The following is a 23332-nucleotide window of genomic DNA, read 5'->3' as shown; positions in this document are numbered from 1 at the left end:
CTCCTTTAGTCCCAAATATTCGTTTTTTCGATTTCTTTCAATGTCGCCTCGATATCTTCTGTCAAAATCGTGATATGTCCCATCTTACGACCTTTTTTTGCTTGTTTCTTGCCATAAAAATGGAATTTCCAATCTTGTTTTTTGGCAATCAAATTGTAACTTTCTAATAGTTGCTCGCCTAAAACGTTGACCATGACTGCTTTGCTCAATAGTGGCACTTTTTCAGCTAACGGCCAGCCACAGATTCCGCGAATATGCGCATCAAACTGTGTCATCCCACAAGCTTCCAAGGTGTAGTGTCCTGAATTATGTGGACGTGGTGCTAATTCATTGACGTATAATCCACCAGTCTTCGTCAAAAACATTTCGACGCCAAGTACACCGGACAAACTAACTGCTTCGGCGATCACTTTCGCGATCCTTTCTGCTTCTTCGATCACATCAGTTGGAACCGTTGCTGGAGCGATCGTTTCATGAAGAATGTTGTTGCGGTGGATATTTTCAACAACTGGGAATGTCATATATTGTCCTTGTCCATTTCCAGCGACCATGATCGATAGTTCTTTCTCAAATGGGATCCATGCTTCTAATACGCAAGTCCCTTCTCTTAAAAGATCCATCGCAGGAGCTAAGTCCGCTCGACTCTTCAGAACATATTGCCCTTTCCCATCATATCCGCCTCGAGTTGTTTTCAACACACAAGGATAGCCGATACCATCGATTGCATCTTGGATATCTGTTGGACTAACGATCGTCGCATGTGGTGCGATCACAATATTATTTGTTTCTAAAAAAGATTTTTCTAAAAGACGATCTTGCGTGATCGCCAACAAATCTGTCCCTTGAGGAATAAATGACATGGGCAAAATCGCATTCAGCGCTTCAACGCTGACATTTTCAAATTCGTAGGTGATAACCTCAGTTCTTCTTGCAAGTTCCTCCAAGGCAAAAGTATCATCATATGAACTTTCGATATGCCAATCTGCTACTTGAGCAGCCGGGCAATCATTCATTGGATCAAGTACACCGACTTTGAATCCCATTTCTTTTGCACTGATCGCCATCATGCGACCTAACTGTCCACCACCGACGATCCCGATCGTCGATCCTGGTAATAATGGTTTAACCAAGTTGATCACTACTTTCTATTACAGATTCAACCGACATTGCGCGTCGTTTCGCTAATGCAGCCTCCAATTCTAAATCATACATTGAAAGCATCTGTATCGCAAGTAGACCGGCATTAATTGCTCCAGCTTTTCCAATTGCGGTTGTCGCTACAGGGACGCCGCCTGGCATTTGGACGATGGACAACAAAGAATCTAATCCGTTCAATGTTCGGCTTTGGACAGGAACACCGATTACCGGTAGGGTCGTTTTTGCGGCAACCATCCCTGGTAGATGCGCAGCACCGCCCGCCCCAGCTATGATGACTTTTATTCCTTTTTCTCGAGCTTCCTCAGCGTATGAGAACATCAAATCAGGTGTCCGATGCGCAGATACCACTTTCTTTTCATATGGAACACCAAATTCTTCGATGATTTCACACGCATGTTTCATTGTATCCCAATCCGAAATACTTCCCATGATCACAGAAATTTTTGCAGTCATTCGTTTCTCCTCTCGATTTGTATTCACTCATATTTTATCAATCGCTATCTTCAAAATCAAGTGAAATTCGAATGAAATCAACTTAATATGTATTATTGTTCGTTTTTTGGAATCGATCAAAAAACTTCAAAACAAGTTTTTCCATGATCGAAATAATTCGTTTTTTAACAAATCGTTAAAACTGTTCTTCCTGTTTTTCAAACACATCAAAAAAGCCTGTTGCCTATCCTTCAACTAAAAAAGCAGAGAACCCGAAAATATCAACCATTTTCAGATTCTCTGCATTTTTTGTTCACTATTATTTGTGAAGGGACTTAGATCAATCCTTCAGTGCTTCTTTAATGATTTTCTCGTCTTGTTTTAGTCCGTTGAAGACTAAGTTCAAAACAATGGCTGTGATACTGCTCATGACGATACCATTTCCAGTAAACATTTGGACTGTTTCTGGTAATTGACTGAATAGTTCAGGCATCAAATTGAATCCTAAGCCAAAACCGATCGATACCGCAGCAATCAACAAATTTTTATCATTTGTAAAATCGACTTCTAGCAACATACGGATTCCTTGGATCGCAACCATACCAAACATCACAAGCATTCCGCCACCAAGAACTGGTTCAGGAATGATTTGAGCAACCGCACCGATTTTAGGGAATAAACCTAAAATGATCAAAAAGAAAGCAGAAAAATAAATCGGTTTTCTTGTTTTGATTCCAGAAAGTTGAACTAATCCAACATTTTGCGAAAAGCCGGTATACGGAAATGTATTAAAAATACCACCTAAGACCACAGCTAAACCTTCTGCTCGATAGCCTTTTTTCAGTTGTTCTTCGCCAATTTTTTTGCCAGTGATATCCCCCAAGGCAAAGTATACGCCTGTTGACTCGACCATACTCACCATCGAAATGATGATCATCAATAAAATCGACCAAATTTCAAATGTCGGCTTGCCAAAATAAAAGGGTTGCGGTACGTGGAAAATCGGTGCCTGACCAATCGCACCTAAGTCGATCTTACCTAAGAAGCCCGCTAAGATACTTCCTCCGATCAAACCAATCAATACTGCAATCGAACGGATGAATCCTTTTCCTAATAATTGCACGCCTACGATCAAGAGGATCGTCACAAACGCTAATAATAAATTAGTCAAATCACCAAATCCAGGAGCAGCTGCACTACCGCCACCCATTTTTTCGATCGCTACAGGAATCAATGTCAGCCCAATCACTGTGATCACTGTTCCAGTTACGATTGGTGGAAAGAGCTTTTTGATCTTAGAAAAGAAGCCCGCTACTAAAACGACGAAAATCCCCGATGCGATGATCGAACCGTAGATTGCCCCTACACCTTCTGTACTACCGATCAAAATCAACGGTGCCACTGCTTGGATCGCACAACCTAAAACAACTGGTAAGCCGATGCCGAAAAAGCGATTGACAGTCAATTGCAAAAGTGTGGCTAACCCACACATAAAAATATCGATTGAGATAAGATACGTCATCTGTTCTTGATTAAACCCTAACCCCGTACCGATCAGTAACGGTACAGCAACAGCGCCTGCATACATCGCCAATAAATGCTGTAGTCCTAAGACAGCAGCTTTACCATTTTGTGTTTCTTTTTCCACGCTTATGCATCCTCCTCAAGAAATTCTACTTGACCATTTGAAAGTGAGGCAACGCGTGCAAGCGATACGACTTTCAAACCCATTTCTTCAAGAAGTTGGCGACCGTCTTGGAATGATTTTTCAATGACGATCCCAATTCCTTCAACGCTCGCTCCTGCTTGCTGGCATAATTCGATCAAGCCTTTTGCCGCTTGACCGTTGGCTAAAAAGTCATCGATGATCAATACTTTATCGTCAGAAGATAAAAATTTCCGAGAAATCGAGATCGTGCTCGTTACTTGTTTCGTAAATGAATAGACAGAGGCAGTTAGTAATTCTTCGTCCATTGTTAAACTTTTGGCTTTTCTAGCAAAAATCATTGGTACGCCCAACTCTTTAGCTGCAAATAAAGCTGGTGCGATGCCAGAAGCTTCAATCGTTACGACTTTAGTGATTCCTTGCTCTTTAAAAACTTCTGCAAAACGTTGGCCCATTTGTTCCATCAAAACTGGATCAACCTGATGAGTAACAAAACTGTCTACTTTTAACACGCCTTCACCCAAGACTTGCCCATCTTTATTGATACGTCCTACTAATTCTTTCACTTTATTTACTCCTTTTCTTGCTAAATTCATTTTACTCACAATAGAAAAAACATCTCTTCTGCTCGAATATATAAGCAAAAAAGATGTCTCACTACTTTTTCACTTATAGTCCAACATTTACGGTGCTGGCTAGAAACTGTCATCCTTATCATGACGATATATAAGTTGTTCGATTATTCGATTGATAAACGCATTGTTTTTAAACGATGAAAACAGTCTAACACTTGTTTCTGAAACTTACAACCATCTTTCTCGTATTTCTCATAAAGGATTTATCTTAGGTTTAGGTGATGACCACACGCATTGATCCAACACAGAAAGTAGACGAATCTTTTAGATAAAAAAAGCAACCCGTCCAAAAAGAGAAAGGTTGCTAAAGTCAAGATTGTACGAGACTGGAACAAAAGTAAAACCCATTATTTTTTATTGCTTGGAGCTAGACAGTTGTCACAACAACTAGTTTTTGTTTAAGATTCAGTTCGTCTTCTCGATTTTTCGGTATTTGTCCATTTTACGACTGAACAATTCCCCACTGCTTGGTGGCGTATAGGTGATCGCATTAGCACCAGCTTCAATCGTTTCTTTGATGCTCTCATCTGTTGGTCCACCAGTCGCAATGATCGGTAACTCTGGATATTTCTCTCGGAAAAAACGTACAGTCTCTGCTGTGTCTTTTCCTGCACTGATATTGATGATCGTGATACCTGCCGCTAATTTCTCTTCGATTTCCGAGTATTTGGATGTCACCGTACTGATTACTGGGATATCGACAACCTGACAGACATCATGAACTGTTTCTACAGGTGTCGGTCCATTCAATACCACACCTAGTGAACCTTGCGCTTCAGCGAAAAGACTCATGTATGCAGAACGCATCCCTTGCGTCAATCCACCACCAACTCCAGAAAAAACTGGAATATCCGCTGCTTCAATAATGCTTTTCGTAATCGCCGGGTGCGGCGTAAACGGATAAACTGCGATCACTGCATTTGCATTTGTGTTTCTGATGATCGCAATATCTGTTGTAAAGATAATCGAACGTATCAACTTTCCAAAAATTTTAATCCCACTTGCTTCCATAATGACCTCTGGAACTCTCACGATATCTTTACGTAATTCTGTCATTATTTCCGGAACAAATAAATCTGCCATCCGTCCACTTCCGTTCTATCTGATTATTGATCGTATTGATTTAACTGATAAGTTTCAATCACATGTATGATTTTATCAGCATATGTCGGATCTGTCGCATATCCTGCTGTTTGTAACGCGTGGGCTGCCTCGATGTAATTCGTCGCAGCGATCACATTCGCATACAGAGCAGGGTTCCAATCAACACCATTGATAAATAATGCAGTGTGATCATCCATCGACTCTTCCCATGAAGAATAGACTCGGAAGTCTCCTTGGATGGTGATCCATTCTTCATTGATATATTCTTTTGTTTCCAGATTGACTTTTTCTTCGTTCCCAAATGCCTTGATGCCAAATAGGTTCTTATATTTACTTGCAAGGGTACTATTGCCCCAATCAGATTCAAGTATAGCTTGACCGATGATGATGCTCGGCAAAACGCCATATCCTTGCTGCAGCTCTTTTGCGTGAGGAACTAATGCATTGATGAATTCTTGATGGGTCAACTCTTCTTGTTGCTGTGCTTCTGTGGAATATGGGGATGACAAACTTCTCATAGAAAAAACAAAAGCCATCATCATCAACATACTTCCTACAATTACAGCAAACCAGCGATTATTTTTGCGCCTTTGTTTTTTCCATTTCTTTTTTGCCATTTCTTATTCCTACTTTTCTTTTAGTTGGTCTAAGTACTCCTCCATCGTTAAATCATTTGCTGCGATATATTCCGCACTTTCTTTGCCCACATATCGTAAATGCCAAGGTTCATAAGTGATCTTGGTAATATCCTGACGACCTTTTGGATAACGGATGATAAACCCATATTTAGGGGCATTTTCCGCAAGCCACTTAGCGCCTGGTTCCTCACCATACTTTTCATCCAGAACTGTGCTTGGATAGTTGTTATACCATGTTTCATCGACCACATCCACAGCTAAACCAGTATGATGTTCACTATAACCAGGTTCTGTCATCGTTTTTTTCGTGATATTGGTCGCTTCTTCTTCAGTGACACCTTGACTGCTCATCACTTGTTGTACATTTTGAGAAAAAACTTGTTGTTGCGTAGCCACAGACCGGTATGCAGATACCATTACCAGCGGAAAGCCCGCTGTCTCTGCTGCTTTAGCCAGTGCTTCATAGTCCGTTTTGATGCGCTTATCGACCAAATAGCCATTGTCTAACGCAACCAATTGATTCGCTTCATCAATTTCTGTCTCAAGCTTATGATCAGGTCCCACCAAAACAAGTGACCAATCGTCCACTTTGACATCTGGCAACTCACTAGCTGTTTCATTTTTTGTCTGGTTTTCTGAACTTTCTTTTGTTGTACTCGTAGTTGTTTGCTCAGTCTTTGAATTATCCGCTCGGACCTTCGTATCAGAATCTTTTTCACTGATGACTACATAGCCCATCGCAACGATCATGATCACAACTGCAGCAAAACCTAAAATTTTATTCACTTAAAAAATCCTTTCATTCCCCTTCTGGCTCCACTTTCTCACTGATATAAGTTTCTTCCAGATTTTCATTTACCCAATCTAATAACTCGATTTTCTCTCCTTCGATTTGCTTTTGAACTTCTGCTGGTAATCGGAAATTCAAAATATCATCATAGCCCCACTCATCATATTGAATACTGACTTTCAAGTCAAGATATCCATTGGAAATTTGATCATTTTTTAAAGGAACCAATTCGACATCCGCACTGCCGCTGCCAACCCATTTCTGAGCAATACGAGTTTTGATTTGCTTATATTCTGCTACTGCAACATTTCTTTTTTCAGGGAAAATGATGGTTTGACGTAAAATTTTCTGTGTCAGCATCCACTCATAATCTGTAAAGAGGTTTTTAACTTTTTGCATTGCTTCTGATGGCAGATTTTGTTCGCCACGCTTCCAGCCTTGCCAAGTTCCTTCGTCCACCAATAGATAAGTATCTAAGAAATTTTGTTCTGTTTCAAATTGTTCGAGTAAAACACTCATAATAAGATCAACGTATACTTGATGCATGGTAATTCCCTCCTCGTAATTATTTTACTTAAATTAAATTGAAAAATCATCCACTTGTACATTTTTTTCCTCTTTTTTTAGAAAGCGAATCGGCAAAACGAACGAATCCCCTTTTTTTGTTATAATAATAGTGAACCCAAGGTTATTCAACTAAATACCCTTACAATAACTATAGCATGAGGAGAGATGAAAAATGAAAAAATTTCACTGGGGCATCGTTGGTCTAGGATCGATTGCCCAAGAATTTGCAGAAAGCTTCAATCAGCAATCAAGTGAATTGGTTGCTGTCGCATCACGTACACTCGAAAAAGCACAAACGTTTGCTACCCGTCATGCCATTAAAAAAGCTTATGGCGATTACCAAGATATGTTACAAGATCCTGAAGTGGATATCGTCTATATCGCCGTTCCTAATCGTCAACATATCGATTACATCCTTCCTGCCTTAGAAGCAGGAAAACATGTTTTATGCGAAAAAGCGATCACTATGAATAAAGCAGAACTTCAAAAGGCCATCCAGTTAGCAGAACAAAAAAATCTGATTTTGGCAGAAGCAATGACGATTTTCAATATGCCTTTATATCAGCAACTTCGTTCAATGATCGACTCAGGCAAATTAGGGGCACTGAAAATGATCCAAGCGCCTTTTGGCAGTTACAAAGAACCTGATCCAACCAACCGTTTTTTCAATCCTGATTTAGCAGGCGGTGCTTTGCTGGATATTGGGACTTACGCTGTTTCATTTGCACGTTTCTTTTTAAGTTCACAACCTGAAGTCATCGCTTCTCGAATGATTCCATTCAAAACAGGCGTCGATGAACAATCCGTGACCATTTTACAAAATAAAGAAAATGAATTAGCGACGATCAGCCTCACTTTCCAGGCAAAAATGCCAAAAGTTGGTATTGTCGCTTTTGAAAATGGCTATCTTTCGATCAATGATTATCCTCGCGCAGATCAAGCCGAAATCATCTATACAGATGGCACAAAAGAATTGATTGAAAGTGGCAATCGTGCACAAGCAATGAATTATGAAATTGAGAATATGGTAAAAATGATCGAAGGCGAACTCCCTAATCGCTCGCTGTATTTAACCGCCGAAGTCATTGCACTGTTAGACGAGATGCAAGAACAGTGGAAGAAAAACGGATAAATAAATATAAAATAAGACGAAGCAGATGGTCATTAGTATCGCTTCGTCTTATTTCTTCACTTTTCAGCATCTACGATCATCTGCTGAGAAAATTCTACTTTTATTTCAATAAAACTTTTAAATGATTGTAAAAACTGGAATAACTCCGCACGAGCTTCAAATTCACTCCGAGTAGTAGGTAATGGCATTTGACGATACAATCCATACACCTCTTCGATACGTGCTAATATTTCTTTCCCATCATTCGACTCAGAAAATGTTTCGGCTGTATAAATCAATAATCCATAGATATGGTCGCTATACGGTACCGGCTCATGGATATACTCTAAATTCTCTTGCATGTCTTGGATCACATTGATCTGTGCTCGACGCATGGAAAAATAAGTTTCATAGTATTGATTTTGTCTGAGCAAGTTATTCTCTTGATGATCCCGCGCATATGCTTGACTTTCTCGAATAAAAACTTGCAATTCTTTACATAATCCTTGATTCTCGTAGACACCATCAGAAATCAGAAAATCTGCCATATTCCTCAAGAGTTGTCGAAAACGCTCTTCAATGATCACTTGATTTTCTTTTAGTCGTTTTTTACTATCTGGCATGTAAACATTTGACAACAAAGCGAAACCTACCCCAATCATCATCAGAGCCGCTTCATTTGCAATCAATTGCCAACTCATACTTTGTTCACTTAGATAATGCGTGATCAAGACTGAATTCACAACGATTCCTTCTGTCAATTTGAACCGCACAGCGATCGGAATAAAAAATAAAAGAAAGACACTGAAACTGATGATTCGATAGCCTAAAAAAGTAAAACACAAAAAGGCAATAAATGTAGCAATGATAAATGCAGCGATTCGATAAATACCAGTCATCAATGTCGAGCGACGAGTATTCCCCACACTCAACAAGGCTATAATCCCGGCAGACGGCCAGAAGAGCAAGGAAAAATAGTTGGCAACTACCATCGAAGCAAAAACGCTAATGACCGTTTTTACCGTTCTCATTCCAATTCGCATGATCGGCTCCTTTCTTTTTCTTGAATTATACTAAATTCATCCATGAAAAACTAGCAATCCAAGGTAAGTTTAGTTATGATATTGTAAAGAACATAAAGGAGAGTATACTATGCAATTTGGACGCTTTCGACTTGGTATGCGTACAATGAAGAGCGCTTTAGCTGTTTTCTTATGTATTTTGATCTTCCATCTCTTTAATCGTGGCATTCCAATGATTGCTGCCCTATCTGCTGTTTTTTCCTTACGCCAAGATTTGACGACTACCTTTTCTTTTGGTCGCTCACGAATCATCGGGAATCTACTTGGTGGCGGATTAGGAATTTTCTATTTTTTTGTCAAAAGTTACTTCCACAATGATTTTTTAGTTGAACTGATCGTGCTCCCACTGTTAGTGATCATCGTAATCGTCTTATCTGACGGGATCAATAATAATTCTGGAATCATTGCTGCTATCGCAACATTATTGCTGATCTCTTTAAGCATCCCCCAAGGCGAATCAGTCTTCTATGCTGTTGAGCGGGTTTTTGACACCTTTATCGGGACATTTATCGCCATCGGGATCAATTTCTTCTTACGTCCACCAGAAGTAGAAAAAAAAGAAGAGATTGTCGAAGACTTAGAAGAATTAAGAAAAAAAGAGCAAGCCTTGCTTGAAAATCTTGAAGAAGTAAAAGCGCAGATCCGTAAACAAAACGAACAAAAATAGCAAACGATAAAAAAACTCAGAGAAAAATTGTAGTGACCTTCAAAAGTTAGTATCTTGGTCTAACTTTTGTGGTCAGTACAACTCCTCTGAGTTTTTTTCATTCAACGCCTATTCTTTCGGTTCGTTTGATCCTTCATAGACATTCAATTGTCGAGAATTTCCGCGAGTAGAAAGATTTTCTATAATGTCTTTGATGTCCAATCCAGTTGTTTCTTTCAATGTTTCTTGTGTCGTAGACAACAAGTTTGTGGCATAGCTCGTTACCCGATTAGCACCGCCTGTTTCACCTGAGGCACTACCTGTATCAACGACAGAGATTTTTTCAATATTTCCAAGAGGTTGTGCCGCTTCACGCATCAATTGAGGCAACATTTCGATCACCATGCTAAGCACAGCCGCTTCTCCATATTCTTTGAACGCATCTGCGATTTTTTGTTTTGCTTCAGCTTCGGCTTTCCCTCTTGCTAATGTTGCTTCCGCCTCAGCTTGCCCAGCTAAACGAGTCTGATTTGCCTGAGCTTGCGCTAATGCTTCGATTCTAAATTGTTCCGCTTCTGCCTCTGTCACTTCTTTGACTTTTTGCGCTTGCGCTTCTTGTTCTTTCGCATAACGATCAGCATCTGCTTTTTTCTTCACTTCAGAATCATATTGTTTTTCACGACGAATGATTTCTTTTTCTTCTAGTTCGATTTGTTTTTGACGTTCAACGACTTTTACTTGCATTTCTTGTTCGATTACTTGTTGTTGCTCCCTTGCGCTTTCTAAATTATACGCTTGGTCAGCTTTTGCTCGTGCCACATCTTGCTCTTGCTTGTAAGCAGCTAGTTTCAATTCTTTTTCTTTCAGAGACTCAGCGATCTCTGTTTGACGTTGTAATTCGGCAGCTTGTGATTCTTTTTCTGCTTCCGCTTTTTTGATCCGTGTCTCTTTTAGTGCTTCCGCTTCTGCAATATCTGCATCACGTTTGACCTGAGCAATCCGTGGTTTCCCTAATGAATCCAAGTAACCATTCTTATCACGTACTTCTTTGATCGTGAAGGAAACAATGATCAAGCCCATTTTCGCTAGATCCACAGAGGCCACTTCTTGTACGCTTTGGCTGAATTTGTCACGATTTTGATAAATTTCTTCCACTGTCATCGAACCTAAGATCGAACGTAGATGACCTTCTAAGACTTCACGAGCCTCATTTTCAAGTTCTTCACGCGTTTTCCCTAAAAATTGTTCCGCAGCTGTCGCAATTTCTTCTACAGAAGAACCGATTTTGATGATCGACGTGCCGTCACACATTACTGGAACCCCTTGTTCGGTATAAACTTCTGGGGTAGATACATCTAATTTACTTGATAATAAACTGATGCGATTCGAACGTTGAAAAACTGGCAGTACGAATGCCCCGCCACCACGAACGATCTTGATTTTGTTGTTGCTCTCATCCGCATGGACATTTTTACTTCCTAAATAACTACCACTGATGATCAATGCTTCGTCTGGTTTTGCCGTTTGGTACTTGGCTACAAAGACGATCAATAGCATCAAAACGATCAATACTGCTAAAACAATTGCTACAAACACTCCAGATATTTCCATTTTTTCCACTCCTTCACATTTTCAACATACTTTCGTACGGCGTAACGTAACAAACACGATCTTTTACTTCAATGATCAGTACCTTTTCTCCTCGTTTGATCATTGTCTCCTGAGGCGCATAAAAGCAAGCGGGACGACTGATCGAACCAGTAACACTTTTCAGTTGGATCTCACCCATTCCTTGGATCGGTATCGGCGTCACCACCGTAGCGATTTGACCTTCCAATGATTTTTCAGAAGCCGATAGCGATGACTCTGCATGCTTCATTGGCATCAAGACATAAAAATTCAACAAAAAGACTAAAACGGTTGCAATAATGGCGCTGATAACGAAAATCACTAACGAGGACTGGTCGGTCAAGGATTCGCCCAAATACCCTAACAAGCTAGTAAAAGTCAACCAAGGAACGATCAGCATCGGATCGATAGGTCCATCGAAATCAAAGACATCTCCAAAAATAACAAGTAACACTGCAATCCCGGCACATATGAGTAGAACGTACCAGTAAATCGTGATGATTGCGATTCCTCCTATCATCTCATTCGCCTCCTTTGTGTACAAGAATATCATATCATAATCACCTATATAATTACTCTACTTTGGATAAAGTTTTTACTTTTAGTCCTTTTTATTTTGCCTTATACTAATAAGCGAGGTGAAAGAATGAAAAATTTAAAAAAACTATGGGGAACATTGATTTCTTTAGTTGTTTTGGGTGCAATCGGATTTATCGGAATGGACTTAGTGAACGAAGAGCCAACAGTCACCACTGACTACAGTGAATCTGCTTCTTTAAATAAAGAATCTGGTGAGAGCGTAACAGAAAAAGAAAATGCAACACAGAACTCATCTGAACAAAGAAACAATGGCCTACCGCAAGAAGAAGACTTAGCACCAACTGGAAACAATCCTGGGCCGCAAGACTTAGGGCAAGCATCATTCACCGCAAATGATTTTTCAACGAACCATGGATGGATCGAGTATCATGCGCTTGATCAGCTAGGACGACCAACTGGTGCGGATGCCTTACTGGAAAAATCAATGATCAACACAGGAACTAGTGCAAATCGTGACATCCGCCCTCCTGGATTTATTTCTGGGCCGAGATATGATCATTCTCGGGGACATCTGATCGCTAAACAATTCGGTGGCAGTGGCGACGATAAGCGAAATTTAGTTACTTTGTTTCAATTTCCCGTCAACGATCCTTATATGAATTTTTATGAACTAAAGATCCGTAAAGCATTGAACCATGGGGAAACTGTTCGTTATCGTGTTACTCCGCATTACGCTGGCGATGAACTGATCCCTGAAAGTGTCGAGTTAGAGGCAAAAGGAACAGGCAATAATCCAACGATCGACTTTACTGTGTTGATCCCAAATAAAAAGTAGGTGAAACGATTGTTTGAACAATTGAACAAAAACGGTACATTGGCACAAACACTTACATGGCTTGAAGAGAAAGAACTGACCGATTATGAAGAACTTGTCTTTTTTCCTTCTTCAAAACATTTTAAAGCTAGTATTCTACGGACGATCGATTATACATCACTTAATGAAGAGGATCTCGCGAAGCTCCTTTCATCCTTTCACTTGGTTGCTCGTACGATCGATGGCGATTACGTCTTGGCAAATGATGATACGGTCTATTTACTTCCTCGCTCGCACCAGAAAGAAGAAATCCAGCAATTCAATGGGAGTTTAGCCGATCTACTTATAAGATACGCAAACTCTTCAAAATCGATCGTCGATTTTTTTGATTTTCCCGCTAATTAGATTAGAGTAATCTACAAATAAAAAAATCGGAAAAAAACCTTTATTCTCGAAAAACAAAATGTCGTCCACGAAATCTTCCTTGCGAATTTCGTGGATGACATTTTTTGATGTTCCATGTGCTTGCTAATATTTCCTTAGAAATTAGCGAGAAATGAAGCTTATCTATGGATTGATGATTTGAATGTTTACACAAAAAAGCGATCGAAATGACCCATCATTTCGATCGCTTTGCATTTTTTTAGCTCTACATTCGTTGTAGAAGTATTTAACAGCTACTTTTTCGAAGAAATTCTCTCTAGTTTACCTATCTGGTTTCATGGAGAAAGTAGACGATCAAGCATCAACTCTGTAACTTCTAGCTGATAAAATATATTTTTCGATTTCTACTAAGAAGAATAAAAGTAATCCTGGTAAAAGACTGATGACTACTTCTGCATTTGATAACAAGTTAGTTCCTAATGCCATTCGCAATGGTGGGAACCAGATCATCGCTGCTTGAAGCAAGACCATGATCCCAATTGAATAAAACAATGCTGTATTTTTCCATAATCCTTTGTCCAAGCTAAACTCACTGATTCGGCGGCAATTGATCATATAGAAGGCTTGACCAAAGACCATCGCATTGATCAACACCGTTTGACGGGCATCATTTGAGACATATTCCATCGCAGTCAAACCTAAGATCGTTAAGATCATGCCCACATATAAGATACGCATCAACGCATATCGCGAAAGGATTCGCTCATCTAGTGGTCGTGGTCGGCGACTCATTACTTCTTTTTCCGCTCGTTCAAATCCTAACGCATAAGATAAAGTGATTGAAGCCACTAGGTTTAACCAAAGAATTTGAACAGTCGTTAATGGTAATGGGAAGTTTCCAATCAATGAGAACAGCAACAATAACCCTTGTGCCAAACAGGTTGGCAAGTAAAAGAGAATGGTTTTCTTCAAGTTATCGAAAATCCGACGACCTTCTTTTACTGCGTAAGCAATCGTCTCAAAATTATCATCGACTAAGACCATATCCGCCGCTTGCTTACTCACATCGCTCCCTTTGATTCCCATAGCGATCCCTACATCGGCTTTCTTCAATGCCGGTGCATCATTTACACCATCTCCGGTCATTCCTACAATTTCACCTTGTTCTTGCAGATAAGACACGATCGCTAATTTATGTTCTGGTGTCGTTCGAGCAAACACATCATTTTCACTTACTGCTTGTTGCCATTGTTGCTCTGAAAGTTGATTCAGCTCTTTTCCTGTGATCGCAGTTTGATGATTTTGCAATCCTAATTGTTTTGCGATGGCTTTAGCCGTCAATGGATGATCGCCAGTGATCATTTTCACACGGATTCCTGCTTGCTGCATCGATTTTACAGCTTCGATCGCTGATTCTTTCGGTGGATCGATCACACCACACAGACCGATCATTGTTAACTCTGCATCTAATGAATCATGTGATAAGTCTGCATCACCGATTTCTTTCATAGCGAAAGCTAGAACACGTTGCCCTTGACTTGCCAAATCTTCATTTTTCTTATTCCAACGTTTTTTATCGATGGCTTGAATCGTACCTCTAGCATCCATTTGTTGGCCAGCTTTTTCAATCAATACATCAGGCGCCCCTTTGACGAACAGGATGTTTTTGCCATTGATCTCATGGACGGTACTCATATACTTATACGCTGAATCGAATGGGATCTTAGCGATTGGCGAATAAATCTTTGCCTGTTGCGTGTTTGTATAACGTAATAATGCAAGTTCAGTTGCATTTCCAGTTTCAGGACAAGCGCCATCTGCTAATTGTGTTTCTTGACAATTGTGCATCGCTTGGAACAAATACTCCTCAACTTTTGTACGTGATGCTTTTGTAAATGATTGAGGCGTGTACCAATCATTCAATGTCGCAATGTGGACCAAAGACATTTCATTTTTTGTCAATGTTCCTGTCTTATCTGAACAAATAACCGTCATTGCTCCTAATGTTTCTACAGTAGGTAATGTTTTTACGATCGCATTTTGTTTTGCCATTCGATTCACACCGACCGATAAAATAATGGTTAAGATCGATGGCAAGCCTTCTGGAATCGAAGAAACGATCAAAGCGATGATCGCCGTCGCTATATAGCCCCACGTCATGCCGTAGTAAAAATAAGAAACGATCGCAATCAATAAAATCAACGCACTGATTCCTTTAAAAATACTTGTATTCATTTCTTTGATTTTTTTCAATAATGGTGTTTCTTGCTCTTCAACCGTCGATAACGAATGACTGATCTTACCGATTTGAGTATTCGGACCTACTTCAACAACGACGCCTAGCCCATTTCCAGATTCAACTTTTGTGCCAGAAAAAGCCATATTGATTTGTTCCGCTAATTCTGTGTTTTCTGGTAAACTCTCGCTAGTTTTGCTGACAGAATGTGTTTCTCCTGTTAAAATTGCTTCATCCACTTGCAGGTTGAATGATTCAATGATCCGAACATCCGCTGGTACGATATCTCCAGCAGTCAAAACTACTTGATCGCCAACGACCAACTCAGTCGGATCGATTTCACGTTTTTTACCGTCTTCCAAAATCACTGCTTTATCACTCAATAATCCTTTGATACTATCTAAAGATGAGGCTGCTTTCCGTTCTTGGAAATAACCGATCATTGCATTTAGAAAAACAACTAAAAAAATCATCCCGCCTTCCATCAATGCTCCGGTTGCTACTTTCAAGATTGCAGCACCTAATAAGATGTACATCAAAGCATCGTGGAAATAAGATAAGAATTTTTGCCATTCAGGCGTTTGGTCTTGCTCTTCCATTTTATTTTTTCCAAATTTTTGTTGTCGTTCAAGACGATCACTTTCTGAAATAAAATCTGTGACTTGAACCCGTTCGAATGTTTCCTCAGTTGACTTGTTATACCACTCCATACTTTTTCTCCTCCAACAATTACTAATCTAAAATAAGCTTACAGGTTAGAGTAGCTCTAAGGTCAATGCTTTTTTTGACATTTTTTTAAATAACTCGCTTTTTCTAACCAACTAATAGTAAAATGAGAAACAGAGACAAGCTATAAATAAAATCAAATGGAAGTGAATCGATTGAAAATCAATGAATTAGCAAAATTATATGATATTACCCCACATACTTTACGGTACTATGAAAAAATCGGTTTGATCCAACCAGATTATGACGATAATGGCTATCGTAACTATTCTTATAAAGAACTAGAACAACTAAACACGATTCGAGATTTGCGATATTTCGATGTTTCTCTACCAGATATCGTCGAATACCTTAAAAATAAAAACATTGAACGCACAAAAGAACTTTTACGTTTTGAAATTGATTCTTTGCATCGCTTGATTGAAGAATCTAAAGAAAAAATCGCCTTACTGGATGATCGCTTACAGTTGATCTATGAAGTAGAAGACACTCCTTTCCATCAACCGATCGTGATGGATCATCAATTGCGTCAAGTGATCAAAGACGATGAGATGACGACAAGTGATGATGTCGATTATGCGTTGAAGCAACTGCACAAAAAGCATGAAAAACATCTTAGTGCCAATAATCAAAATCTATTTGGAAGTATTTTACATGAAGATACGGATCCTATTGCCTATCAAGTCTTCTATTTCTATCCAGAAACTGCCTCGCTGATCAATGAAGTATCCACTTTGCCCTCAGGGAAATACTTGACTTACACATACCAAGGAGGCTATGAGCAACAAATCATCGGTATTCAAGAAATGAGAAAATATGCGGAAACACACAAACTAGAACTAAAAAGTCCATTTTATGAACTATACCTCGTTGATTTCCATGAAACGAATGACCAAGATGAATTTATTACTCGTTTAGAAGTATTGATCCAGTAACGATCCTATAAAAACAACACAAAAATAGCCAAAAGAGAATGAAGCTACGATCTGCTTCTTCCCTTTTGGCTGTTTTTCATTTTTTATGCATGGTAACGTTCTACACCATCTAAATAAGTGGCATCTAAAGTCATGTCAGGATTCAAGACGATGAAATCAGCATCTCTTCCTTTAGCAATCTTTCCACATGTATCGTCGATCTTACAGCTGACCGCTGGAACGTAAGTAGCCATCATGATGGCTTGCTCAGGCGTAGCTAAGCCCCAATCAACTACATTCTTGATTGCTTCTTTTAATCTTAAAATACTTCCAGCTAGATTACCAGATTCTAAACGAGCTGTTCCGTCTTTAACGACAACTGGAAACTCACCTAGATTATAGTTGCCATCTGGCATGCCGCCAGCCATCATACAATCCGTGATCAATGCAACATGATCATGTCCTGCTTTTTCCATCAAGATTTGAGCAGCATTTGGATGGACATGGTGACCGTCACAAATCAATTCAGAAAACACGTGGTCTAATGACAATAATGCACCAACCATCCCAGGCTCACGATGATTCAATCCACGCATACCATTAAATGCATGAACAAACACGCTTGCTCCTGCTTCAACTGCGGCTTGCGCTTCGTTGATCGTCGCATTACTATGACCTAACGCCACGACAACGCCTTCATCGGTCACTTGTTTGACAAACTCTTCAACACCTGAACGCTCTGGAGCTAAGGCGATTTTTTTGATCAAACCACCAGAAGCTTCTTGCCATTCATTGAAGACAGCTAGATCTGGATCGCCAAAATAACTTGGGTTTTGTGCGCCTTTGTGTTCCTCTGTAAAGAATGGGCCTTCAAAATAGATCCCTTTGATTTTAGCACCAGGAGCTTCGTGATACATTTTTCCAATGGTTTCTGCTACGTCTTTTAGACGTTCTTTGCTAGAAGTCAATGTGGTAGGTAAAAATGCAGTGACTCCACAAGATAATAATCCTTCTGACATGGCTTTAATACCTTCAGCGTCATTATCCATAACGTCGTGATTCATAAACCCATGAATATGCGTGTCTACAAGTCCAGGGGCAATCCATTTGCCAGTTTGATCAATGATTTTTACTTCTCCTGTTGGTTTTTCTGAAAGATACTCTCCAAAAAGTCCATCAGTGATTTCAAGATATCCAGCATTTTTCACACCAGATGCCAAAAAGAATTTGTCAGCATAGATATAAGTTCTCATTCTATTCTCTCCTTTGATGATCTACCTTTAAATTACTCTTATTTACGAGAGAAGTCAAGAATGGTCTACACCATTTATATACTTTTTGCGATTTTTTTTACAGCTTGAGCTAATTCTTCATAAAACAACGCTTTTGATAGTTCATTTTGTTGCTTATATATCAAACTTTTCAGAATAAATAAATCATTTAAATAATAATAGCTATTTTTTTCTTGTGCCCAGCGAATGCCTTGATTCACTTGTTCAAGCGCTGCTTCACTTTCTCCTTGATGAAATAAAAAACTTCCGTAATTATAAAAAATTTGTGTCAGCTCGCTTTTGTTATGATCGTTCATTGTCTCATGCAACAGTTGAACACTACGGCTTAAATAATATCTTGCTTCCGTACTTCTCCCCGCTACACCATAGACTTTACCAATACAGCTGATCAATTGGATCTCAATATCGCAGACGTGGATTCGATCTTTTTGACTTGAATAAGTCAATGCTTCTTTTAAGTAGCTGAGCGCCTGTACTAAGTTTTTCCTTAACGTAAATTCACAAACGCCTAAATAATAGTAATACCGTTGAAAATCTTCAGCGGAATACAGGTTCTCTGTTACTTTCGCTGATTTTAGTTCTTGCTCTAATTTACGATAATCTCTTTTTAGAAAATAAAGATCTAGAAGATCAAATTGTCTCGTTGCTGCTCGAAATTTATCTTTGGATAAATTCATCACATAATCGATTGTCACTCCAAGTCGATGGCAGATTTGCGCCATTACCAATACATTCGGTAACTCTTCGTTATTTTCAATTCTACTCAGCACACTTTGAGAACAAATGCCTTGTGAAAGCATTTGTTGGGTCATTTTTTGTTCTTTTCGGATTTCTTTGATGATCGTACCAAAGGAATCGACTAACGCTTCCATAAGTATCCTCCTCTAAAAAATATGCGTATTCGCATGACTACATGTATTGTACTTGACTACTTTGCAAACTTCAAGAAAAGACCAACAGCAACATTTTTGGTTTTCAAATAGTTGGCATTAAAAAAGCGTCTCGGTGTCGGGACGGCTTTTAGGTAAAGTCATATTTACTTGTAAATAGGTTAAAACAAACACTTATTCCCACAAGTTCAGTAAACCCATGGATCAAATGAACGCATTGGATTTTTAAGAAGTAAGCAATCACCCACAAAAATCACTGTGTTCCATTTTCATCGGTCACCACTTACTTCTTAAAATCCGCTTTGTCCCGCGAGTTATCCACTCACGAGTCAAGTGCTTTGCGTACATGTAATCGTTAAGCTATCAACTTTCCTATCTTTGTTGATACGTTGTCAGGAATTCGCGCATTTTTTTTGCTGTCACTTTTAAGTCATCTAATTTAGGCAAGTACACGATTCTGAAATGATCAGGATCTGGCCAATTAAAGCCACCTCCATGAACAAGCAAGATTTTATGCTCATGTAGAAAATCTAAGACGAACTGCTCATCATTCGTGATATTGAAGCGTTTCGTATCGATTTTCGGGAAGATATAAAAGGCTGCTTTTGGCTTAACTGCTGATAGTCCAGGAATATCATTGATCGCATTATAGATATATTCTCTTTGTTCGTAGATCCGTCCGCCTGGCAACAATAATTCATCCACGCTTTGGTAGCCACCTAAAGCAGTTTGGATGATCTGTTGCGACAAGACATTGGAACAAAGACGCATCGAAGATAACATGTTCAACCCTTCAATGTAACCTTTGACATTTGATTTGTCTCCACTTAATACCATCCAACCAACACGGAATCCTGCCACACGATGAGATTTTGATAATCCATTCAAGGTCACAACAAACAAGTCAGGTGCCAACGTTGCAATTGGAATATGTTCCAAGCCGTCCATCACTAAACGGTCATAGATTTCATCTGAATAAATGATCAATTGATGTTCTCGGGCAATTTTCACGATTTCTTCAAGTAGCTCTTTTGGATATAAAGCCCCCGTTGGATTGTTTGGATTGATGATCACGATCGCTTTTGTTCGACTCGTTACTTTTGATTTGATATCGTCAATATCTGGATACCACTCTGCTTGCTCATCACACACATAATGAACGGGCTTTCCTCCAGCTAATGAAACGGAAGCGGTCCATAAAGGATAATCTGGCATAGGAACCAATACTTCATCGCCATTGTCAAGCAACCCTTGCATACACATCGTGATCAACTCACTGACACCATTACCAGTATAAATATCATTGATCGTCACATTTGGGAATTTTTTTAACTGGCAATACTGTTCGATTGCCTTTCGTGCAGAAAAAATCCCTTTTGAGTCTGAATAACCTTCTGAATCTCTGGCATTCATGATCAAATCTCGGATCACTTCATTTGGTGCTTCAAATCCAAACGGAGCTGGATTTCCAGTGTTCAATTTCAAAATACTGATGCCCTCTTCTTGCATTCGTTCTGCTTCTTCAAGAACAGGCCCGCGGACATCGTAGCTTACGCCTTCTAATTTATTGGATTTTTCAAATTCTCTCATAGTGATCCAATCCCTCGTTTCAAAAAAAGTTAGAAATTTCTGATTATACTCATTTATTTCCATATCATACTCCATTCATCTGGATTTTGCCACCGTTTTAAAAAAATCCTAGATGAAAATCAACTTTTTTTGAGTTTACTTCTCTTGGCGATCATTCCAAAGATTTGCTGCCCAATCCATAGCGATCCCAATGATCACCCCTAAAAATATCCCCATGGCTAACTTCCCAAATGCTAATCCGATGATGATGCCTGCTATCATTCCTAAAATCGAGAATTCTCCATCATACTTATTCATGATTTTCCTCTTTCTTATCTTGACATCTATTTCGTTACTCGCTATGATTATATTGTTGTTTCTTGCAGACGTGATGGAACGGCAGACATGCAAGATTGAGGGTCTTGTGAGCGTAAGCTCGTGTGGGTTCAAATCCCATCGTCTGCATAATGAACAAAACTCATGGTTCAAGCCATGAGTTTTTTTGTTTTCATTTTTAAAAGAGGCAACGCATCAAAACATTATTTATCTTCTACCTATATATAGGTAAACTTATTGGCTACTTCTTTCACCATTTATTCTTGTTGAATCACTTTACTAGTTTTTGTCTAGGAAAGGGGCTATTTTCAAAAGCGACGACAATGTTTGGTTTTTCTAATACCGTGTAGTCTTTGACAACAAATTGTTTGCGGTTGTTATAGTAGCCTTTTACAAAGATTTTCATCCCATCATCGACATCGGCAATAAAATTCAAGCTATGGCTCGCAATCAAGCAATTCTCTGTTCCTAAAGTAAAACGGATCAATGGTTTTTCTCCTAATTTTAACAATCTGATTTTCGAGACCGTTCCATATTTTCTTTCCATTGTCATCTCCCCCTCCCTTACTATTATACGAACAAACGTTCAGTTTTTCAAGTTTTATTCTCTACTAGGAAACAACTTTTACAGCGTACTTACTATCTATATAAATACGTCACGACCGTTTCTTCTCGCTTTTCTTTTATCGATTTAGATCTCATTACTTGCTGACTTGTCGATCAACGATTTGTTGAGACTTTGCCGCTGTCAACTTCGCATCACTTCTCGCTTTTTCTAATTGAGCAATATAACTTCTTAAACTACTATTTTCTGCTGAAATAGTTTCTAATTGTTTTTTAGTGGTTGCTAACTCGGATTGTAAGTTTGTTTTCTCTCGGCTTAGTTGAGCGATTTGTTCATTTAACTGATTGACGCTATTTTGCATTTCCGTATATTTTACTTGGATCTCTTGGAGTCTTGTATTCCATTGGCTGTTCAAATTATTGATTTCGCTTATTTTTTGACTAATTTCATTGATTTTATTGTTGATTTCAGTTTGTTTGTCTTTTAGTTGGTTTTCTTTACTAGTTAACTGATTTTGTAAGTTTGTTTGCTCTGCAACTAATTGACTTTTTTGCGTTTCTAGATCAGAGATTTTAGACTGATATTCTTGTGCTTTCGTTTGTGACTCTTGAAGTTCTTGATTTTTAGTCGCTAATACACTAGTTAAATCGGTGATTTTTTGTTGATGACTTGTTAATTGCTGATCAAGTTTATCAAGATTCTCGTTGATTTTCGCGATATCAGCTTCACCTCCCCAAAATAAAACTTCTCCTGCAAAACGCGTACCTGTATAACCAATAGCTCCCAACAACAACGCAATCAATCCACCAATAATCCATTTCTTTTTCATGTTCTTCTCCTTAATGAAATAATTATTTTATAACCAGATAAATCTAATCTTTTGCCTTCCTAATGTCAAGACATATCTGTATCACATTTCTATGATTCTGTATAAACGTTGAAATAAAGGCACCTAAGGATTAAATTACAAGCAGTATTTTAGTAGTAATCCTTTAATTGTTTTATAATGGTAGTAAGTCATATAGGAAAGGGGTAATTTCAATGAAAACGTTAGATATGATTGCTTTAACATTATTGATCGTTGGAGGATTGAACTGGTTATTGGTTGGTTTATTAGAATTTGATTTAGTGGCGATGATTGCTGGTGGTTCAACAACAATTTTAGCTAAAGCTATTTATATAATTGTCGGGATTTGCGCTATTTACTGTTTGAAATTCTTTCCAATGATCTCCAATCGTGTTGAAAACTAATAGTTGGGATTTGATTTTTAGAACATGGAGCATCTAGTTGCTCTATGTTCTATTTTTATTTTCAAAAATCTCTGATTATCCTCTCGAAAGGGCATCTTCATGAGTCCAGATGATTACTTTATATCGCCTTTTTTACTCTTTTCAATCAAAAAATCACTTATTTATTGTTAGCTTAAGACTTTCTTAACTATATCATTCTTCAAAAAACGAGAACATACATTCTTTTATTTAAGCGAAAGAAAGCGTTTTTCAATTACATATGTTTCGTTAATTATTACAAAAAAGGTAGTTTTGTCATAAACTGTTACGTTTCTATCACCTATGAAATGTTGCATCATGTTAAAGTATTACTCGTTA

At 38.7% G+C, this 23332-nt stretch carries 24 protein-coding genes, 1 tRNA gene and 1 riboswitch; of the genes, 7 read left to right on the top strand and 18 right to left on the bottom strand.

Features of this window, described 5'->3' with window-relative positions; translation table 11 throughout:
- Positions 1–5 precede the first annotated feature (5 nt).
- The 8 genes from purK to JZO83_RS01415 form a co-directional block, all read right to left on the bottom strand.
- Positions 6–1130 carry a 5-(carboxyamino)imidazole ribonucleotide synthase gene (gene purK, locus JZO83_RS01450; protein WP_207114815.1) on the bottom strand — a complete coding sequence of 375 codons (1125 nt, stop codon included), beginning with the start codon at positions 1128–1130 and terminating at the stop codon, positions 6–8.
- On the bottom strand, positions 1123–1611 hold the full coding sequence (purE, locus tag JZO83_RS01445) for a 5-(carboxyamino)imidazole ribonucleotide mutase (RefSeq protein WP_206857958.1): 489 nt from the start codon (positions 1609–1611) through the stop codon (positions 1123–1125). The genes purK and purE overlap by 8 nt, the downstream gene beginning before the upstream one ends.
- Positions 1612–1930: 319 nt before the next feature.
- On the bottom strand, positions 1931–3238 hold the full coding sequence (locus JZO83_RS01440) for a nucleobase:cation symporter-2 family protein (RefSeq protein WP_206857960.1): 1308 nt from the start codon (positions 3236–3238) through the stop codon (positions 1931–1933).
- Between the two features lie 2 nt (positions 3239–3240).
- The gene (locus tag JZO83_RS01435) at positions 3241–3822 is read right to left on the bottom strand and encodes a xanthine phosphoribosyltransferase (protein ID WP_206857962.1); all 582 of its coding nucleotides are present in this window, start codon (positions 3820–3822) and stop codon (positions 3241–3243) included.
- Between the two features lie 86 nt (positions 3823–3908).
- Positions 3909–4006, bottom strand: a riboswitch (purine riboswitch).
- 290 nt (positions 4007–4296) lie between these two features.
- Positions 4297–4974 (bottom strand): hydrolase, encoded by a 678-nt coding sequence (locus tag JZO83_RS01430; protein ID WP_206857964.1) that lies wholly within the window; start codon positions 4972–4974, stop codon positions 4297–4299.
- Positions 4975–4997: 23 nt separating this feature from the next.
- A complete protein-coding gene (locus tag JZO83_RS01425) occupies positions 4998–5612 on the bottom strand; it encodes a glycoside hydrolase family 73 protein (RefSeq protein ID WP_206857966.1) in 615 nt (204 codons plus the stop codon).
- Positions 5613–5621: 9 nt separating this feature from the next.
- Positions 5622–6419, bottom strand: coding sequence for a M15 family metallopeptidase (locus JZO83_RS01420; protein WP_206857968.1), 798 nt, complete (start codon positions 6417–6419; stop codon positions 5622–5624).
- Between the two features lie 13 nt (positions 6420–6432).
- A complete protein-coding gene (locus JZO83_RS01415) occupies positions 6433–6969 on the bottom strand; it encodes a hypothetical protein (RefSeq protein WP_206857970.1) in 537 nt (178 codons plus the stop codon).
- Positions 6970–7162: 193 nt separating this feature from the next.
- Here JZO83_RS01415 and JZO83_RS01410 point away from each other — a divergent pair, with 193 nt between their 5' ends.
- Complete coding sequence (locus tag JZO83_RS01410) at positions 7163–8122, top strand: Gfo/Idh/MocA family oxidoreductase (RefSeq protein WP_206857972.1); 960 nt, start codon at positions 7163–7165, stop codon at positions 8120–8122.
- Between the two features lie 56 nt (positions 8123–8178).
- Here the strand turns inward: JZO83_RS01410 and JZO83_RS01405 are convergent, their stop codons facing one another.
- On the bottom strand, positions 8179–9144 hold the full coding sequence (locus tag JZO83_RS01405) for an aromatic acid exporter family protein (RefSeq protein ID WP_206857974.1): 966 nt from the start codon (positions 9142–9144) through the stop codon (positions 8179–8181).
- A gap of 109 nt (positions 9145–9253) precedes the next feature.
- On the opposite strand from JZO83_RS01405, the gene JZO83_RS01400 reads away from it, so the two are divergent.
- Complete coding sequence (locus JZO83_RS01400; protein WP_206857976.1) at positions 9254–9850, top strand: FUSC family protein; 597 nt, start codon at positions 9254–9256, stop codon at positions 9848–9850.
- Positions 9851–9958: 108 nt separating this feature from the next.
- On the opposite strand, the gene JZO83_RS01395 is transcribed toward JZO83_RS01400, so the two are convergent.
- Together JZO83_RS01395 and JZO83_RS01390 are read right to left on the bottom strand one after the other, a co-directional pair.
- On the bottom strand, positions 9959–11440 hold the full coding sequence (locus JZO83_RS01395; protein ID WP_206857978.1) for a flotillin family protein: 1482 nt from the start codon (positions 11438–11440) through the stop codon (positions 9959–9961).
- A gap of 13 nt (positions 11441–11453) precedes the next feature.
- Positions 11454–11978, bottom strand: a complete 525-nt coding sequence (locus JZO83_RS01390) for an NfeD family protein (RefSeq protein ID WP_206857979.1) — start codon at positions 11976–11978, stop codon at positions 11454–11456.
- Between the two features lie 126 nt (positions 11979–12104).
- On the opposite strand from JZO83_RS01390, the gene JZO83_RS01385 reads away from it, so the two are divergent.
- Positions 12105–12833 (top strand): DNA/RNA non-specific endonuclease, encoded by a 729-nt coding sequence (locus tag JZO83_RS01385; RefSeq protein ID WP_206857980.1) that lies wholly within the window; start codon positions 12105–12107, stop codon positions 12831–12833.
- A gap of 9 nt (positions 12834–12842) precedes the next feature.
- On the top strand, positions 12843–13217 hold the full coding sequence (locus JZO83_RS01380) for a hypothetical protein (protein ID WP_206857982.1): 375 nt from the start codon (positions 12843–12845) through the stop codon (positions 13215–13217).
- Positions 13218–13550: 333 nt separating this feature from the next.
- Here the strand turns inward: JZO83_RS01380 and JZO83_RS01375 are convergent, their stop codons facing one another.
- Positions 13551–16142: an HAD-IC family P-type ATPase gene (locus JZO83_RS01375; protein ID WP_206857983.1), complete on the bottom strand. Its 2592-nt coding sequence runs from the start codon at positions 16140–16142 to the stop codon at positions 13551–13553.
- Between the two features lie 162 nt (positions 16143–16304).
- Here JZO83_RS01375 and JZO83_RS01370 point away from each other — a divergent pair, with 162 nt between their 5' ends.
- Entirely contained in the window at positions 16305–17093 is a 789-nt protein-coding gene (locus tag JZO83_RS01370; RefSeq protein ID WP_347401499.1) for a MerR family transcriptional regulator, read from the top strand.
- Between the two features lie 83 nt (positions 17094–17176).
- On the opposite strand, the gene nagA is transcribed toward JZO83_RS01370, so the two are convergent.
- The 4 genes from nagA to JZO83_RS01350 all read right to left on the bottom strand — a co-directional run bounded on the left by nagA (position 17177) and on the right by JZO83_RS01350 (position 21141).
- A complete protein-coding gene (gene nagA, locus JZO83_RS01365) occupies positions 17177–18325 on the bottom strand; it encodes an N-acetylglucosamine-6-phosphate deacetylase (RefSeq protein ID WP_206857995.1) in 1149 nt (382 codons plus the stop codon).
- A gap of 74 nt (positions 18326–18399) precedes the next feature.
- Positions 18400–19236 (bottom strand): helix-turn-helix domain-containing protein, encoded by an 837-nt coding sequence (locus tag JZO83_RS01360; RefSeq protein ID WP_206858003.1) that lies wholly within the window; start codon positions 19234–19236, stop codon positions 18400–18402.
- A 390-nt stretch (positions 19237–19626) separates the two neighbouring features.
- On the bottom strand, positions 19627–20844 hold the full coding sequence (locus JZO83_RS01355) for a pyridoxal phosphate-dependent aminotransferase (protein ID WP_104872146.1): 1218 nt from the start codon (positions 20842–20844) through the stop codon (positions 19627–19629).
- 135 nt (positions 20845–20979) lie between these two features.
- Complete coding sequence (locus tag JZO83_RS01350) at positions 20980–21141, bottom strand: hypothetical protein (protein ID WP_206858007.1); 162 nt, start codon at positions 21139–21141, stop codon at positions 20980–20982.
- A gap of 64 nt (positions 21142–21205) precedes the next feature.
- Between JZO83_RS01350 and JZO83_RS01345 the strand changes: the two genes are divergently transcribed.
- A tRNA-Leu gene (locus JZO83_RS01345) sits at positions 21206–21288 on the top strand.
- A 142-nt stretch (positions 21289–21430) separates the two neighbouring features.
- On the opposite strand, the gene JZO83_RS01340 is transcribed toward JZO83_RS01345, so the two are convergent.
- The gene (locus tag JZO83_RS01340; protein ID WP_206858009.1) at positions 21431–21706 is read right to left on the bottom strand and encodes a hypothetical protein; all 276 of its coding nucleotides are present in this window, start codon (positions 21704–21706) and stop codon (positions 21431–21433) included.
- A 154-nt stretch (positions 21707–21860) separates the two neighbouring features.
- Positions 21861–22553 (bottom strand): DNA-directed RNA polymerase subunit omega, encoded by a 693-nt coding sequence (locus JZO83_RS01335; protein WP_206858010.1) that lies wholly within the window; start codon positions 22551–22553, stop codon positions 21861–21863.
- 212 nt (positions 22554–22765) lie between these two features.
- On the opposite strand from JZO83_RS01335, the gene JZO83_RS01330 reads away from it, so the two are divergent.
- Positions 22766–22975, top strand: coding sequence for a DUF378 domain-containing protein (locus JZO83_RS01330; RefSeq protein WP_206858012.1), 210 nt, complete (start codon positions 22766–22768; stop codon positions 22973–22975).
- Positions 22976–23332 lie beyond the last annotated feature (357 nt).

Origin of the sequence: Enterococcus sp. DIV1298c, from assembly GCF_017316315.1 — a bacterium.
Classification (GTDB): Bacteria; Bacillota; Bacilli; order Lactobacillales; family Enterococcaceae; genus Enterococcus_B; species Enterococcus_B mangumiae.
This window is presented reverse-complemented; position numbering and strand designations above follow the sequence as displayed.